Origin of the sequence: Thiohalomonas denitrificans, assembly GCF_900102855.1 — a bacterium.
GTDB lineage: Bacteria > Pseudomonadota > Gammaproteobacteria > Thiohalomonadales > Thiohalomonadaceae > Thiohalomonas > Thiohalomonas denitrificans.
This window is the reverse complement of the sequence record NZ_FMWD01000003.1, coordinates 390,132-406,081: the sequence shown is the minus strand read 5'-3', so window position 1 is coordinate 406,081 and position 15,950 is coordinate 390,132. Positions and strand designations below refer to the sequence as shown.

Annotated in this window: 15 protein-coding genes; 13 read left to right on the top strand and 2 right to left on the bottom strand. The window is 60.8% G+C overall.

Features of this window, described 5'->3' with window-relative positions; translation table 11 throughout:
- Positions 1 to 74 precede the first annotated feature (74 nt).
- Together BLP65_RS06520 and BLP65_RS06515 are read right to left on the bottom strand one after the other, a co-directional pair.
- The gene (locus BLP65_RS06520; RefSeq protein ID WP_092994223.1) at positions 75 to 629 is read right to left on the bottom strand and encodes a c-type cytochrome; all 555 of its coding nucleotides are present in this window, start codon (positions 627 to 629) and stop codon (positions 75 to 77) included.
- 185 nt (positions 630 to 814) lie between these two features.
- Positions 815 to 1,162: a hypothetical protein gene (locus tag BLP65_RS06515; RefSeq protein ID WP_092994220.1), complete on the bottom strand. Its 348-nt coding sequence runs from the start codon at positions 1,160 to 1,162 to the stop codon at positions 815 to 817.
- A gap of 176 nt (positions 1,163 to 1,338) precedes the next feature.
- Here BLP65_RS06515 and BLP65_RS06510 point away from each other — a divergent pair, with 176 nt between their 5' ends.
- From BLP65_RS06510 to BLP65_RS06450, 13 genes are all read left to right on the top strand, one after another.
- On the top strand, positions 1,339 to 2,829 hold the full coding sequence (locus tag BLP65_RS06510; RefSeq protein WP_092994217.1) for an ATP-binding protein: 1,491 nt from the start codon (positions 1,339 to 1,341) through the stop codon (positions 2,827 to 2,829).
- A complete protein-coding gene (locus tag BLP65_RS06505; RefSeq protein ID WP_092994214.1) occupies positions 2,826 to 4,199 on the top strand; it encodes a sigma-54-dependent transcriptional regulator in 1,374 nt (457 codons plus the stop codon). The genes BLP65_RS06510 and BLP65_RS06505 overlap by 4 nt, the downstream gene beginning before the upstream one ends.
- 150 nt (positions 4,200 to 4,349) lie before the next feature.
- Complete coding sequence (locus BLP65_RS06500) at positions 4,350 to 4,739, top strand: DUF4168 domain-containing protein (protein ID WP_092994211.1); 390 nt, start codon at positions 4,350 to 4,352, stop codon at positions 4,737 to 4,739.
- A 511-nt stretch (positions 4,740 to 5,250) separates the two neighbouring features.
- Positions 5,251 to 8,058: a monovalent cation/H+ antiporter subunit A gene (locus BLP65_RS06495; protein WP_092994208.1), complete on the top strand. Its 2,808-nt coding sequence runs from the start codon at positions 5,251 to 5,253 to the stop codon at positions 8,056 to 8,058.
- Positions 8,058 to 8,393, top strand: coding sequence for a Na+/H+ antiporter subunit C (locus tag BLP65_RS06490; protein ID WP_092994205.1), 336 nt, complete (start codon positions 8,058 to 8,060; stop codon positions 8,391 to 8,393). Before BLP65_RS06495 ends, BLP65_RS06490 begins: the two co-directional genes overlap by 1 nt.
- On the top strand, positions 8,390 to 9,910 hold the full coding sequence (locus BLP65_RS06485; protein WP_175452471.1) for a monovalent cation/H+ antiporter subunit D: 1,521 nt from the start codon (positions 8,390 to 8,392) through the stop codon (positions 9,908 to 9,910). Before BLP65_RS06490 ends, BLP65_RS06485 begins: the two co-directional genes overlap by 4 nt.
- Positions 9,907 to 10,392: a Na+/H+ antiporter subunit E gene (locus tag BLP65_RS06480; protein ID WP_092994202.1), complete on the top strand. Its 486-nt coding sequence runs from the start codon at positions 9,907 to 9,909 to the stop codon at positions 10,390 to 10,392. Before BLP65_RS06485 ends, BLP65_RS06480 begins: the two co-directional genes overlap by 4 nt.
- Positions 10,389 to 10,661: a K+/H+ antiporter subunit F gene (locus BLP65_RS06475; RefSeq protein ID WP_399351249.1), complete on the top strand. Its 273-nt coding sequence runs from the start codon at positions 10,389 to 10,391 to the stop codon at positions 10,659 to 10,661. The genes BLP65_RS06480 and BLP65_RS06475 overlap by 4 nt, the downstream gene beginning before the upstream one ends.
- A gap of 8 nt (positions 10,662 to 10,669) precedes the next feature.
- Positions 10,670 to 11,005 carry a Na+/H+ antiporter subunit G gene (locus tag BLP65_RS06470; RefSeq protein ID WP_092994200.1) on the top strand — a complete coding sequence of 112 codons (336 nt, stop codon included), beginning with the start codon at positions 10,670 to 10,672 and terminating at the stop codon, positions 11,003 to 11,005.
- 178 nt (positions 11,006 to 11,183) lie between these two features.
- Positions 11,184 to 12,170, top strand: coding sequence for an SDR family oxidoreductase (locus tag BLP65_RS06465; RefSeq protein WP_092994197.1), 987 nt, complete (start codon positions 11,184 to 11,186; stop codon positions 12,168 to 12,170).
- Positions 12,171 to 12,467: 297 nt separating this feature from the next.
- Entirely contained in the window at positions 12,468 to 13,580 is a 1,113-nt protein-coding gene (locus tag BLP65_RS06460; RefSeq protein WP_092994194.1) for an NAD-dependent epimerase/dehydratase family protein, read from the top strand.
- The gene (locus BLP65_RS06455; protein WP_092994191.1) at positions 13,577 to 14,647 is read left to right on the top strand and encodes an SDR family NAD(P)-dependent oxidoreductase; all 1,071 of its coding nucleotides are present in this window, start codon (positions 13,577 to 13,579) and stop codon (positions 14,645 to 14,647) included. Before BLP65_RS06460 ends, BLP65_RS06455 begins: the two co-directional genes overlap by 4 nt.
- Positions 14,644 to 15,930 carry a TIGR04295 family B12-binding domain-containing radical SAM protein gene (locus BLP65_RS06450; protein ID WP_092994188.1) on the top strand — a complete coding sequence of 429 codons (1,287 nt, stop codon included), beginning with the start codon at positions 14,644 to 14,646 and terminating at the stop codon, positions 15,928 to 15,930. The genes BLP65_RS06455 and BLP65_RS06450 overlap by 4 nt, the downstream gene beginning before the upstream one ends.
- Positions 15,931 to 15,950 lie beyond the last annotated feature (20 nt).

Sequence of the window (15,950 nt, the reverse complement as noted above, 5' to 3'; positions counted from 1 at the left end):
AATTCGCCGTCCCACCAGACCCGAAAGGATTACCGCGGCAGCGAATACGGCCGCGGTCACACTGCCCCAGAGGTTCACGGAGCGCTCTCCTGAACGGAGTCGTGTCCATGTTCCGCTCCCCCTTCTGCGGCATTACGCACGAGTTGGCGATACTCATCCGGAGAGAGGGATGGTAGCTGATCGATAAAGGCGACGATCGCCCACAGCTCCTCATCGCTGTGGGTCTCGCCCCAGGCCGGCATCCCGGTGAACTTGATCCCGTGCTTGACCGTCCAGAAGAGCTCTTCCGGTTTCCTGTGACGGACGCTTTCCGACAGATCCGGTCCGGTGGGACGGAGTCCCTTGCCAAGCTCCGAACGCTCCACGCCTGGTGCACCATGGCAAATCACGCACATCTGGTTGTACGCGAGAAATCCCTCCTCTGCCTGCCCCGCCAGCTCCAGACCGGGAGGTCGCAGCCCCTTGGCGTGGTTGCGAATCGACCGCTCCTTGCCGGTGTCCAGGACCCAACGTACCAGTGACGAATGTGGCTCGCTGGCGGCAACGCTTATGATGCCGGAATAGAGCAGCCCCAGCCCGACCAGCACCTGAACCAGCAAAAGGACAACCGCTCCCGTCAGATACTTCACCCGGACCTCCTTTTCCGAATGCGGTTCACCGGAAGTCTAGTGCACTGTTACATGCTTGGTGGTCCGGGAACCCCTTCCGGCAGCCGGGAGTGGCTACCCTCGAGGACCGGGATTGAAGAATGCTCGGGTCAGGGATTCAGAAGTGAAATGCTGGAGACCTTCAGGCGAGTGAATCCGTACCTTGGTCAGAACGGGCGCTCACGCTCCTCGATGCTGATATCCACTTCTGCTATGCGGGGAAGATATTGGCTCGGCATGTAGATTTTCTTGCCTGCTTCAACGGCCTCACCCCGGCCAACCGTTACCAGGTCCTGGACATCATAGAGATGTTCTCCCTCTTCGTCGTTGAAAACAACGGTTAGATCGGCATCGTAAGGAACTTCGCACTCATTTTCGATGACGGCATGCCAGGAGACGGAGGAGGCAACCTCACGCTCATCCACCTCGAAGCCGTTCTCGGTAACGTGCAGGCATGCAGCCTGCACGCCGCCCGAGAGAATCACCATCAAAATCGCTCCAATTAGCTGGCGCATAGCCACTCCGGTACGTTGTTTGCGTTATTCAGGGTAACGGGACATCCGCTTCCATGGTCTGAACCTGTGCAATGGTTATACCAGTCAGGCGACAGAGCGCTAAGGCGGACCGGCGTCCCTTCAAAGCGGGATCCAGGCTTGCATTGACTACCAAAAAACTTGTATCAATATGACCCATGCGCCAATTTAAGACCATTATTCCGATGCCCCGCTCCGGCATCGTATCACTGCGTGCCGCGCTGGTCGGGGCCGTACTACTCCCCTTCCTTACCGCAACGGCGATGACCGCCTGGTACAGCGTCGACTACCTCGAGGAACGCACAGAATCGCGCATGCAGGAGGACATTGAACTGGTAGCCCGCGCTATCCGTCTCCCGCTCAGCCATGCTCTGGAACGGGGATATGAGCGCACCGTCCAGCGCGCCCTGGATTCGGCCTTCAGCATCGATAGGGTCTTTGGCGTCTACGTGTACGATCGCGATGGTCATCCGCTCGCCAGGAGCGGAACCCGGGATGCCCCGATCGGCACCGACCGGGCCGCCCGAATTGCCAGTCGCGGGGAGACCCAGGGCGAGTTCCGACAAGCGGGAAGTGAAGAGGTTTTTTCCTATTTTGTGCCGCTGCCCGACAGCGGCGGACGCATCGCCGGATTACTGCAGGTCACCCGCCACGGTAGCGACTTTGACAGCTACATCCAGTCTGTTCGCACCCATACACTCACCGTGGTGGCCCTCTCCGGCTTCTCTCTGGTGCTGATCATTTTCTTCGGGCACCGCTGGACGGTGGGCCGCCACCTTTCCGCCATCGAAGACGGTTTGGGCCGTATCCGCAACGGTGATTTGAACCACCGGCTACCGCTGCGCGGTCCACGGGAACTCCGAATGCTCGCGGCTGCAGTCAATCGGATGGCCAGTGCCATTCTCCTCTCCCGCAAAGAGCTCTCCGAACAGCAGCAGCGCGAGGCCGAACTGGAAGAACGCCTGCACCAGTCGGAAAAAATGGCCGCAGTCGGGCAGCTTGCCGCAGGTGTTGCCCATGAACTGGGCAGCCCCCTGAGTACCATCGATGGCAAGGCGCAACGGCTGCTGCGCAAAGACGACCTTTCGCAACCTGTAGCCGCGGCAATGCACACCATCCGGGGGGAAGCGGGCCGCATGGAGCGAATCATCCGTCAGTTACTCGACTTCGGCCGTTCCAACCCTCTGCACCGCCGTCGGATGCCCGCCGACAAACCCCTGCAGACGGCCCTGAGGCAGGCCGCTTCCGAGGCAGCGGAACGCGGAATCCGTATCGTCTTCGACAAGCCTCCCGAGGTGCCTGAGATTGCGGTCGACTCCATCCGGCTGCAACAGGCCCTTGGCAATCTCATCAACAACGCGCAACAAGTTGCCCGCACAACCGTCCGGGTCGGCCTGGAACGATATACCGACGCCGTTCATTACGTGGTCGACGATGACGGACCGGGGATCCCCCCGGAGTTGCATGCCCAGATCTTCGAGCCGTTTTTCACCACCAAACGAGTGGGGGAAGGGACAGGATTGGGTCTGGCCGTGGCGCATGCGGCCGCCCGCGACCACGGCGGCCGCATCAATGTCGAAGAGAGTGCATCGGGAGGCGCCCGGCTGCGCCTGATTCTCCCCCTCACCGATAAGGAGGCCGCTCAATGAATCCGGAGAAAGCATCGGTTCTGGTCGTCGAAGACGATGCCGCCCTGCGCGAACTGATTCGCGAGGAACTAGAAGAGGCGGGCTATCGGCTCACCGAAGCCGCCGATGTTCCGACCGCCCTGCGGCGCATTGACGAACTTTCACCCGACCTGGTGATCAGCGATCTGCGTCTACCGGGGGAAGACGGGATGGCACTGCTTGACCGGGTACGTGACCGCCCGGTCGCGCCCGGATTCATCATCATCACCGCCTTCGGGACGGTGGAGCAGGCAGTGGCTGCCCTCAAGCGCGGCGCCGATGATTTCCTCACCAAGCCGCTCAAGCTGGATCACCTTCGACTCTGCGTGGAGCGGACGCTAGAGCGGCGCGAATTGCGGCGGCAGATTGAACACTACCAAAGTGTGCTCGAAAAGGGTGATTTCCATGGTCTGATCGGCCGGAGCAGGCCGATGCGGAAGCTGTTCGAAAAGATCCGCCGCATTGCCCACGCCTCTGGCCCCGCGCTGCTGTTCGGGGAAAGCGGGGTGGGCAAGGAGCTGGTGGCCCGTGCACTTCACGAAGAGAGCGAACGCCGACACCGGCCCTTCGTGGCGGTCAATTGTGCCGGCATACCCGCCGACCTGTTGGAGAGTGAACTGTTCGGACATGCCGCCGGGGCATTTACCGGCGCCCAGAAGGCACGCAAGGGACTATTCGCCGAGGCAGAGGGCGGTTCGATATTGCTGGACGAGATCGGCGAGATGCCGGCGATGATGCAGTCCAAGCTACTGCGCATTCTCGAGGACGGACGGCTCCGGCCCGTCGGCGTCGACCGTGAGACCCGCCTTGATGTACGGGTGATTGCAGCCACCAACCGCGACCTGGAAACAGAGATCGCGGAAGGACGCTTCCGCGCCGATCTCTTCTATCGCCTCGAGACCTTTGCGCTGGAGGTGCCTCCCCTGCGGGATAGGGAAGACGATATCGATCTGCTCACAGCCCATTTCATCTCCCGTTTTGGAGCTGATTCGAATCCTCCTGTCGATACAATCAGCTCGGCTGCCATGACCCGCCTTCGTGCTCACCCGTTCCCGGGCAATGTACGGGAGCTCTCCAATGCCATAGAACGCGCGGTCGCCTTCTGCAGCAAGGGGGAGATCGATGTGGGGGACCTGCCCGAGCGCATCGGGCATCGCAATGCCGACCGTGCCCCTGACGATGCCGGCGCCATCCCCGGCCTTGGGAATGAGTCGCTGGCTTCCCTGCGCGAGGTGGAGCGGCATTACGTCCGACATGTCCTCGATCGGCTCGGAGGCAACAAGCGTCGTGCCGCCCACCAGCTGGGCATCGGTCGCCGCACTCTCTATCGTTATCTCGAAGAGGACGGGTGACCGTCATGATTGACTCCTCGCGCGACATGTGTCGTATCGGCACATATTAATTCCGTTCCTCCGGTCTGAACCGGCACCGGACGCGGCAATTCATCCGGCACGCACTTTGCAACCCTTTCCGGCGTACTCATTGACACATGGAGATTCTGAATGCATAAGCCAAAAGCAATGAAATGGTTCATGGCTGTATCCGCCGCCGCCCTGTTCACCGTCGCGTTCCCCACACTGGCGCAACAGGCGCCCGATGCCCCGCCCCCGACCGGGCAAGCGGCCGAAATGCCCGATGACGCCACGCTCGATACGTTCGCCGACGCCTTCGGGAAAGTGATGAATCTGCAACAGGACTTTGCCAGTCAGCTCGAGGGCGTCGAGTCCGACGAAGAGGCTCGGGCAATGCAACAGCAAGTTCAGGAGCAGATGGTCGAAGCCGTTCAGCAGAGTGGCATGAGTGTGGAGGAATACAACAACGTCGCTACTCAGCTTGACCAGAACCCGAAGTTGCGGGAAAAGGTGATGGGCATGGTTGATTCTGCCCATTAGTCGTCTCCGGGCAGGCTCGATCGACCGCTGAATAACGGATTCGCCGGACTTTTCGATTCCTCCTTGTGCGGCCAGGCTATGCGCCTCGAGTGATCAAGAGGAGTTCGGCGGATCCCGCCTGCTCAAGCCGCGATCGGCCTGGTCCGAAAACCGTTAGCCGCTAAAGCGAAGGGCCGGCCACTTCCGGCCTTTTGTCATTTGAGATACGATTCACGTTAGTGATTCGAGAGTGGGCCAGCGCGGTGGCGTGCGCCGCATGGTGTAGAGATGCAGGGGAACCACTTCTATACTGCATTCAACCTGTCGGACCTCGATGATCAAGAAAAAACAGGAAAGCCGGAGGCTCTTTTTCGGCCTCGGGACCGGCTATTGGGCCACCGACGCGGGTTTCCAGGGGCCGACATGTTGTCGGGTACGGAAAAACTTCACGCCCGACTCCCGCGCCTCAATTGGCTGATTTCTTTTTCAGTTCACGCCCTCCAGGGCCTTTGGTTGGAAATCTGCACTACCGATGTTTCTCGTTTGGATTATCCTGCTCCCGCTGCTCGGTGCGGCTCTATCTCCTCTGGCGGCACAGCGGGGACGCGGTGTCGCGGCATGGTCGGCGGGGAGCGCGAGCGGGTTGGCCCTTGCGCTGACGCTGTGGCAGGCACTGCCGCTCACCCGGGGCTCCGAAGCCCACGTCAGCTGGTCCTGGATACCTCAACTGGGGTTGAACCTTTCCTTGCGACTGGACGGGCTTGCCCTGCTGTTCGTGATTCTGGTGCTGGCCATCGGCTTGCTGGTAATCCTCTACGCCCATTATTACCTGCCGAAATCTGACCGTCTGGGGCGCTTTTATGCCCTGCTACTGCTGTTCCAGACCGCAATGCTGGGGATTGTCCTGTCCGACAATCTGTTGCTGCTGCTCATTTTCTGGGAACTGACCAGCCTGAGTTCATTCCTGCTCATCGCCTACCATCCGCACTCATCAGAAGCCCGCAAGGGGGCCAAGACCTCGCTCATCGTGACAGCCGGAGGCGGCCTGGCGCTGATGGCCGGTCTGCTGCTGCTGGGACATATTGCCGGTAGCTTCGAATTGTCGACGGTCCTGGCCTCCGGCGATCGGGTGCGGGGACACGACCTCTATCTTCCGACTCTCCTGCTCATCCTGCTGGGGGCATTCACCAAATCGGCCCAGTGGCCACTGCATTTCTGGCTTCCCAAAGCCATGGCAGCGCCAACCCCGGTATCCGCCTATCTGCACTCGGCCACGATGGTAAAGGCCGGAGTATTCCTGCTGGCCCGCCTCTTTCCCGTGCTTGCAGAAACCGAGGCGTGGTTCTATATGGTCGGCGGCATAGGCTTGGCCACACTGCTGTTCGGGGCCTATACCGCCCTTTTCAAGCACGACCTGAAAGGGCTCCTGGCCTATTCCACAATCAGTCACCTGGGCCTCATCACGCTGCTATTTGGCCTGGGTACGCCCCTGGGGGCAGTGGCCGGACTTTTCCATCTGGTCAATCACGCCATTTTCAAGGCATCCCTGTTCATGGCGGCGGGTATCATAGATCACGAGACCGGCACCCGCGACATGCGGCGCATCAACGGCCTCTGGAAGTACATGCCTTACACCGCCACGCTTGCGATGGTTGCCGCAGCGGCGATGGCGGGGGTTCCCCTGCTCAATGGCTTTCTCAGCAAGGAGATGTTTTTTGCCGAAACCGTGCACCACGAGTGGCTGGGGGCACTGGACTGGCTTCTACCCACAGCCGCCACGTTGGCCGGGGTCTTCTCGGTGGCCTACTCGGTGCGCTTTATCCACGATGTCTTCTTCAACGGAGAACCCATCGATCTGCCACGCTCCCCGCGCGAACCGGGGCACAGGATCCGCATACCGGTAGAGGTGCTGGTGGCACTTTGCATTTTGGTGGGGGTAATGCCTGAACAGATGGTACGGGGGCTGCTCGATGCGGCAGTTACGGGTGTCCTCGGTGAGGTGCCCTACTATAGCCTGGCGCTGTGGCACGGGTGGTCCCTGCCGATGTTGATGAGCCTGGTAGCCCTTGCCGGAGGAACCACAGTCTATGCCCTGCGCCACCAGCTTTTCAGAATCCACGATCGCTGGTTGCCACGCGTCAGCAGTGAAGAACTCTTCTACCGGTTCTCAAGGAAACTACTGCGGACAGCCCGCCGCTTCATGCGGAGCTTCGACAACGGATCACTACAGCGCTATCTAGCCTGGTTAATCGCGGTTGCCGCGATCCTGGGGGTGGTACCACTGACCAGCGGCATCGTCCTCCACGGTGGCGTCGATCTCATGCCGATAGACGGAGTCAGCGTCGCTGCCGCTCTGATTCTGGCCGTTGCAGCCATCGCGACCGTGAGAATGCGCCACCAACGAATCACTGCGCTTATCATGACCAGCCTGGTCGGGCTTATCGTCACGCTGACCTTCGTCCATTTCTCGGCCCCGGACCTGGCGCTGACCCAACTCTCGGTCGAGGTGGTGACCACTATCCTGCTCCTGCTCGTGCTCTATTTCCTTCCGGGAGGAGAACGCATGGAGATCTCGCCGCTACGTCGGGTGCGGGATCTGCTGTTGGCCGGCTCCAGCGGGTTGCTTATTGCGCTGCTCGCTTTTGGTGTAATGACCCGCCCGCATGCTCCCATTTCCGATTTCTTCCTGGAGAATGCCAAGCCACTCGGCGGTGGCAGTAATGTGGTTAACGTCATCCTGGTCGATTTCCGCGGCTTCGATACGCTCGGTGAAATCACTGTGCTCGCCATCGCCGCCGCCGGGATCTTCATGCTGCTTCGCGGTCTGCGCCTTCCGCTGCCCGAACCCGGTTTCGGCAAGCGACAGTGGGCGGCCGATGTCCATCCGCTGATCATGGCGGCTGTCTCCCGCCCCTTGCTTCCGCTTGCCCTCCTCGTTTCGCTATTCCTTCTGCTGCGCGGACACAATGCCCCCGGCGGGGGCTTTATCGCCGGACTGGTAGCCGGCACCGCCCTGATCCTGCAGCACCTGGCCAGCGGCCTGCACTGGACCCAGCAACGAATGAAGCGCAGCTACTTCACCCTTATCGGCGGCGGCGTGCTGTTGGCCTCGGCTACCGGACTCGCAGCGCTCCTCTTCGGACGGCCGTTCCTCACCTCGGCGGTATTGCATCTGGAGCTGCCCCTCATCGGGGAGGTGGAGCTGGCGAGTGCCATGGGCTTCGACATCGGCGTATTCCTCACCGTAGTGGGAACGGTGATCCTGATTCTGGAAAACCTGGGGCGCCTTAGCACACAACAGTCGGCACAACCGCCTACCGAACCGGAGGAACTGCGCTGATGGAAATCCTGCTGGCTTCGGTTATCGGCCTGCTGGTCACCTGCGGCGTCTACCTGGTGCTGCGCGCGCGCAGCTTTTCGGTGGTCCTCGGCATCGTATTGATCTCCTATGCAACGAATCTTTTCCTGTTCATGTCGGGTCGGCTGGTGACCAACCGACCGCCTCTGATCACCGAAGGCGGCCCGTACACCGATCCCCTGCCCCAAGCCCTGGTGCTTACCGCCATCGTCATCGGCTTCGCCATGACCGCTTTCGTGCTGGTACTCGCCCTGCGCGCCCGCGGCGAACTGGGCACCGACCGGGTGGACGGCCCGCGCCGTGGAGAGAAACAGTGAGTGAGATGCTGATTCTACCCATCGTCGTACCGCTGCTGGCCGGAGCGCTGCTGCTGGTAGGCGCCTCACGAAAACTGCACTGGCACCGGGCCATCAGCACAGGCGCTACCATGCTGATGCTGATCGTGGCAGTGCGCCTGCTCCTGCATAGCGGTGACGGCAGCGTCGAAGCCTATCTGGTGGGCAACTGGCCGGCCCCGTTCGGTATTGTGCTGGTGCTGGATCGGCTGGCAGCACTGATGCTGTTGCTGACGGCCATTTTGGCGGTCGGAGCCCTGGCCTACGGCATGCTCGGGACCGACCGCACGGCCCCCGGTTTTCACGCTTTGTTCATGTTCCAGCTGTTGGGTCTGAACGGCGCCTTTCTTACCGGTGACCTGTTCAACCTTTTCGTCTTCTTCGAGATCCTGCTACTGGCTTCCTACGGGTTGCTGCTGCACGGCGGCGGGGCGGCACGCACCCGTGCGGGCCTGCACTATGTCGTAATCAATCTGGTGGGCTCTTCGCTGTTCCTCATCGCCCTGGGACTGATCTACGGGGTTACCGGAACGCTGAACATGGCACACCTGGCGGAGCGACTCGCCACACTTGATGCCGCCGATGTACCACTCGCAGGCGCCGGCGCCCTGCTGCTGCTGGTGGTTTTCGGGCTCAAGGCCGCGGTATTGCCGCTGCATTTCTGGCTGCCCCATGCCTACGGCAACGCCAGCGCGCCGGTGGCCGCTCTGTTCGCCATCATGACCAAAGTCGGGATCTACGCGATCGTACGGGTGTTCGAACTGGTCTTCGGCTACGGCGATGGTCCACTGGCTGATGTGGCCGGTCCGTGGCTGCTTCCGGCATCCCTGCTGACCCTGGTGATTGGCACCGTCGGGGTGGCCACCAGCCGCGATCTGCGGGAGATGGTGGGCTATCTGATCATCGTCTCGGTCGGCATGCTGCTTGTGGGTATCGGTCTCGGTACCGAGACCGGTCTGACCGGCTCCCTCTACTACCTGATCCACACCACCCTGGTGACTGGCGGCCTCTTCCTGCTTGCCGATGTGATCGCCCGGGGACGCCCCCGCGGAAGCCGGATCGTGTTGGGCCCGCGCCCGCCCGACAGCGCCGTAATCGGTGTCCTGTTTCTTTTGGGCGCGATCGCCATTGCCGGCATGCCGCCACTCAGCGGTCTCATAGGCAAGCTGCTGATCCTGACCGCTGCGCAGACTTCCCCCTGGGCAGTCTGGGTGTGGGCAACCATTCTCGGCTCAAGCCTGTTCGTGCTGGTGGGATTGACACGCGCCGGCTCAACCCTGTTCTGGCATGGCGACACCATCGGCACCAACCGGGGGACCCTGCGCATTCTTCCGGCCGCACTGCTGATCGGCACCAGCCCGTTGCTCGTAGCCTTCGGCGGTGCCGTTTCGGGATTTGCCGAGGCGACCGCCCTGCAGGTACTCAATGGAACAGCCTATGTGGAAGCCGTTCTCGGGCTTGCCCCTACCGCCTCGATTCCGCAGGAGGCATCGCCATGAATCGCTGGCTGCCGCACCCGCTGATGAGTCTGACCCTGACGCTTGTCTGGCTATTGCTGGTAAATGATTTCGGTTTCGGGCAACTGCTTCTGGGTGCGCTGTTCGGGCTTCTCATCCCCCACTTCACGAGCGAGTACTGGCCCGAGCGTCCGCACTTGCAACGACCTCTTTTACTGGCGCGCTATCTGCTATCTCTGGCAAAAGATATCATCACGGCGAACCTTCAGGTGGCACGCCTGGTGCTTGGTCCCCGCGAACACCTGCGCCCTGCATTCATCGAGTATGAGCTGGAACTGACCGATGAGTTTGCCATTACCGTGCTGGCGAGCACGGTATCGTTGACTCCGGGTACGGTGTCCGCCGATCTCAGCATCGACCGACGAACCCTGCTCATCCACAGCCTCGACGTATCCGATCGGGATGCCCTCTGCCGTCAAATTCGCACACGTTACGAGGCGCCGCTGAAGGAGATCTTCAAATGATCCTGCAGACCGCAATCTTCATCGCCTTTGCCATGATGAGCCTGGCCATGCTGCTGAGTCTGTGGCGTCTGTTGCGTGGGCCTGATACGCCGGATCGCATCCTCGCGCTGGACACGCTGTTCATCAACACCATCGCGCTGCTGGTCCTGGGGGGTATTTACTTCGACAGCAATGTCTACTTCGAAGCGGCACTGGTCCTGGCCATGATGGGCTTTATCGGTACCGCTGCATTTTGCAAGTACCTGTTACGCGGCGACATCATTGAATAGGTAATCCCATGTTCATCGAGATTCTGGTTTCCCTGTTCCTGTTGATCGGTGCCGGCTTTGCGCTGATCGGTTCGATCGGCCTCGCACGCTTGCCCGACTTCTTCACCCGCCTGCACGGTCCGACGAAGGCCACGACACTCGGGATCGGCGGGATGCTGATCGCCTCGATGATTTACTTTTCTGTCCAGACCGGGCAGCTCAGCCTACACGAACTGCTGGTGGCCCTGTTCCTGTTCATGACCGCTCCGGTCAGTGCACACCTGTTGGCGAAGGCGGCGCTGCATCTCAAGGTGCGATCCATACGCCCCTACCCGACGGAGTTCGAGAAACGGAAACAGGAATAGGATCAGCAATAGGAACTCGGCAGGGCCGCTCGAGTTGCTACTCTTCCGGTAACCGGAAACCGGAAACCGGAAACCGGAAACCGGAAAAACATGGATTCCGCTGCTACAGAATGTCGATCACGGCCCGTTCCCGGGATACTGTTCGGCTTCGGATTCCAGTTTGCACAGGGATAGGTGAATGGCGCGTTCCGATGTCGTTGTAGTCACCGGCGCCTCCGCCGGAATAGGTCGGGCGGCCGCCATCGAGTTCGGTCGCCGCGGCTGCCGCGTCGCACTGTTGGCACGGGGTATCGAAGGCCTCGAAGGTGCTCGACACGAAGTAGTTCACGCCGGTGGTTCAGCCCTGGTCATTCCTGCGGATGTCTCCGATCCGGAACAGGTGGAGAGTGCCGCGCAACGGGTCGAGGGGGAGCTGGGGCAGATCAAAATCTGGGTCAACTCGGCGATGGTAACGGTGTTCTCGGCCATCGACGACCTGACGCCCGAAGAGATACGCCGCGTGACCGAAGTGACCTATCTGGGCACCGTGCATGGCACGCTATCCGCACTGCGGAGGATGAAGCGCCACGGCCGGGGCACCATCGTGCAAGTTGGCTCGGCACTCTCCTATCGGTCCATTCCGCTGCAATCCGCCTACTGCGGTGCAAAGTTCGCCATCCGGGGTTTTACCGATTCGCTGCGCAGTGAATTGATCCATGACCATTCTCCTGTCCACATCACCATGGTCCAGCTAGCGGCCTTCAACACTCCCCAGTTCCAGTGGTCACGGACCCACATCGACCGGCACCCCCAGCCATTACCACCGATCTTCCAGCCGGAACTGGCAGCGCGCGGGATTGTTTTTGCCGCTTACCATCAGCGTCGGGAGTTATGGGTTGGGGGACCCACACTCAAGACCATCATCGGAAGTCGGCTCCTGTCCGGGTATCTGGACCGCTATCTGGCAGACAAGGCCTACAGTGGACAGATGACCGATTGGCCGCTGGACGAGGAGCGCCCGGACAATCTGTTTCATCCCGCCCGGGGGGATTTCGGCCGTTACGGCCCCTTCGACGAGAGTGCCAAAGAGCGCAGTCTTCAGTTCTGGATGGTGACCCATCGGAGCACAACCTGGACCCTCGCATTTGTCGTCGCCCTTATCGTGGTTACCGTCCTGCTGCTGTAACCGGCTGTTGCAAAGCCAATTATTGCAGCTACCTTTTAAAACAGCTTCATCATGAACACGCGGTGGAGAGCCGCCAGCTGCCAGGCAAGGGAATGCAGTGGACGATTTTGCCGAAGCCGAAATGCTCGGGACCACCTCCCGGTATACGCACAGAACTGCTGTTCCGCACACGCTCCTCCCCTACTCCATTCCTGTTTCACCGAAACTGGTCGGCGACTTCCAGGCCCACAGCGGCCGAAACGACCCATTGTGTGAAATTGTATCCAGGGACGAAAAAACCATAGGACGGTTACCATCATGAGCAAACACGTTCTGATCACCGGCGGTGCCGGTTTCATCGGCTCGCACGTGGCGGACCGTCTGTTAGCGAAAGGTTACCGGGTACGCGCGCTCGATAACCTCTCGCCGCAGGTTCACGGTGAACAGCGACAACGCCCCGACTATCTCGACCCCGAAGTGGACCTGATCATTGGCGACATCCGGGATCCGGATACGGTCAAACAGGCGCTGGAGGGGATCGATGCGGTATTTCATTTTGCCGCCAAGGTGGGAGTCGGCCAGAGCATGTACGAGGTGGCCGACTATCTGAACACCAACATAACCGCCACCGGTGTCTTACTCGAAGCCCTCATGAGACACCCTGTCGACCGGCTGGTAATGGCCTCCAGCATGAGTATCTACGGCGAAGGCATGTATCGCACGGATGATGGCCGACTGGTCGAGGGAAGCCGCAAAAACGGAGACCTGCAAAAAGGCGACTGGCAAGCCTATGGTCCCGAAGGAGAACCACTGAGCCCGGTCCCCACTACCGAAGATAAAGCGCCCTCTATTGCGTCTATCTATGCCATGTCAAAGCTGGATCAGGAGCGCATGAGCCTGATGCTGGGCGAGACCTACGGCATCCCGACCACCGCGTTGCGTTTCTTCAATGTCTACGGCGAGCGTCAGGCGCTTTCCAATCCCTACACCGGCGTGCTGGCCATCTTTGCCTCACGCCTGCTGAACGGAAACCCTCCCCAAATCTTCGAGGATGGCCACCAGCGCCGCGACTTCGTCAGTGTTCATGATGTTGCCGATGCCTGTGCTCTCGCCCTTGAGCGGGATGAGGCCGTTGGCCGGGCCTTCAATATCGGCAGTGGCCACGATGTCACGGTGACCGAAGTGGCACAACGGGTGGCGGCGGCACTGGGTCGCGACATCGAACCATTGGTAACCGGCAAGTACCGCACCGGAGACATCCGCAACTGTTTCGCCGATATCTCCCTGGCACAGGAGCAATTGGGTTTTGAACCAAAGATCCGACTTGATGCCGGTATTCGTTCACTGAGCGCGTGGCTGGAGGATCAGAATGCGGAGGACCGGGTGGCCGAGGCGACCCGCGAGCTGACCGTACGGGGACTGGCGCTATGAAGCCAGTGGATGGGAACCCAATTGCGCTGGTGACTGGTGGTGCCGGATTTATCGGCGCCAATGTCGCCGACCGACTCCTTTCGGAGGGGCGGCGAGTGCTGATTCTCGATAACCTGGCGCGCCCCGGTACCGAACAGAACCTGAAATGGCTTCAGGAACGGCATCCTGAATCGCTGGAGTTCCGGCTCGGCGACGTACGTGATGCGAATACCGTCCGGGAGGTCGTCGATCGTGCCGATCAGGTGTATCACTTCGCAGCACAGGTGGCAGTGACCACCAGTCTGGATGACCCACTCGACGATTTCGAGGTCAACAGTCGCGGAACCCTGAATCTCCTTGAAGCACTCCGGGCCCGCTCCGATCCGCCGTCACTGCTCTTTACTTCGACCAACAAGGTGTACGGCGGCCTGGAAGACATTTCGCTCCGCGCCACCGATACCGGTTATGAGCCCGAAGACGGGAGCATCCGCCACTCGGGAGTGGGTGAAGAGCGACAACTGGAGTTTTGCAGCCCTTACGGCTGCTCCAAGGGAAGTGCCGACCAGTATGTGCTGGATTACGCGCGCACCTACGGGCTCCCCGCGGCCGTGTTCCGCATGAGCTGCATCTACGGACCACGTCAGTTCGGTACCGAAGACCAGGGCTGGGTGGCTCATTTTCTCATTCGCGCGCTTCGTCAGCAGCCCATCACCATCTACGGCGACGGCCTGCAGGTTCGCGACGTGCTCTTTGTCGACGATCTGATCGACGCCATACTGCTGGCACACCGACACATGCCCCGAATTTCCGGGAGGGCATTCAACATCGGCGGCGGCCCCTCGAACACTCTCAGCCTGAAGCAGTTACTGACCTTACTGGAAGAGCGGCAGGGAGAGCCGCCCGAAGTCCGCTTCGAACACTGGCGAACCAGCGATCAGCGCTACTACGTTTCCAACGTGGAAAAGTTTTCTGAAGCGACCGGTTGGCAGCCTCGAATCCCTGTCGTGGAAGGGTTCAACCGGCTCTACGACTGGCTTGCCGCCCAAAGCGGGCTCGTCCCGACACGGCAAAAGAGGATGGTCCTGTGAGGTATGCGCTTATCAATCCGCCCTGGCGCTTCGATGGCAGCATCTATTTCGGCTGTCACGAACGGCATCTACCCCTGGAACTGGGCTATACAAAGGCCCTGCTGGAAGCGGAAGGGCACGACGCGGCACTATTCGATACTCACGCCTTCGGCTGGTCGACGAAAGTGCTGGCAGCCGCTGTGGCCGGATACGGCCCCGACATCACTGTGATCGGGACAGCTCCCACCTACCTGTTCTGGCGCTGCCCGCCTCCGGAACTGCGTGTTCCGCAAGAGGTGGCCGAGGCGGTACGGGAGAGCGCGGGCCGTATTGTTCTGGTCGGCCCCCACGGGTCGACGACTCCACGAGCCTTGTTGAACAAGGTCGACGCGGATGCAGCAGTGATGGGGGAGTGCGAAGCGATCCTGCCACGGCTTGCCGAAAGCAGGGATTGGTCATCGATGGAGGGCCTTGCCCTTCGTGGCAACGACGGCCGCATTCACGTCAACGGCGGTCCCCGGGCCGTCGATATGGCATCACTGCCGGCACTTCGCTGGCCTCGCGAAGTGCTCCACGAGCACCACCACCACCGTTTCGACGATGGAGGACACGGCCTCGGCGCCGAAATGGAGGTTTCCCGGGGATGCCCCTACGCTTGCACCTTCTGCGCCAAGGACAATTACCGGGACAAGTACCGGCGCCGCCCTCTGGAAACGGTACTGGACGAGCTGGATGGACTCATCGAGCAGGGCGTCGGTTACGTCTATTTTGTGGATGAAATCCTGCTCCCCGACGGTGCACTGCTGGATGCGCTTGAAGAGCGTGACATCGAGTTCGGCGTGCAGACCCGAATCGATCTGTGGAAACCGGACATGCTCGACCGCCTCGGTGAGGCGGGCTGTGTCTCCATCGAAGCCGGCGTCGAAAGCATCTCCGATGATGGGCGCGACCTGCTCAACAAGCGCTGCAAACTCTCCGGTGCGCAGCTGCGCGACCGACTCATCCACGCCAAAAAGAGTGTTCCTTTCGTGCAAGCCAGCCTGATTGATTCAGGCGGTGAAGACCTCGATGCCGTCGAAAGATGGCGTCAGGAAGTCCTCGAGTACGGCGTTTGGGCCAACAAACCGGTTCCCATGTTTCCCTACCCCGGTTCACCCGGTTACGTCCACCGATTCGGCTTCCCGGACGAAAAAGCTTGGGAACGCGCCGTCAGCTACTACATTGATAGGTACGGCGAGTTTTCCGACATTCAGGAACAGCAGCCGCTGCCGCTGGAGGAGCTGGAGCTGCCTCGTCCGCTGTAGGGTATTGCAAGGGAAATCGA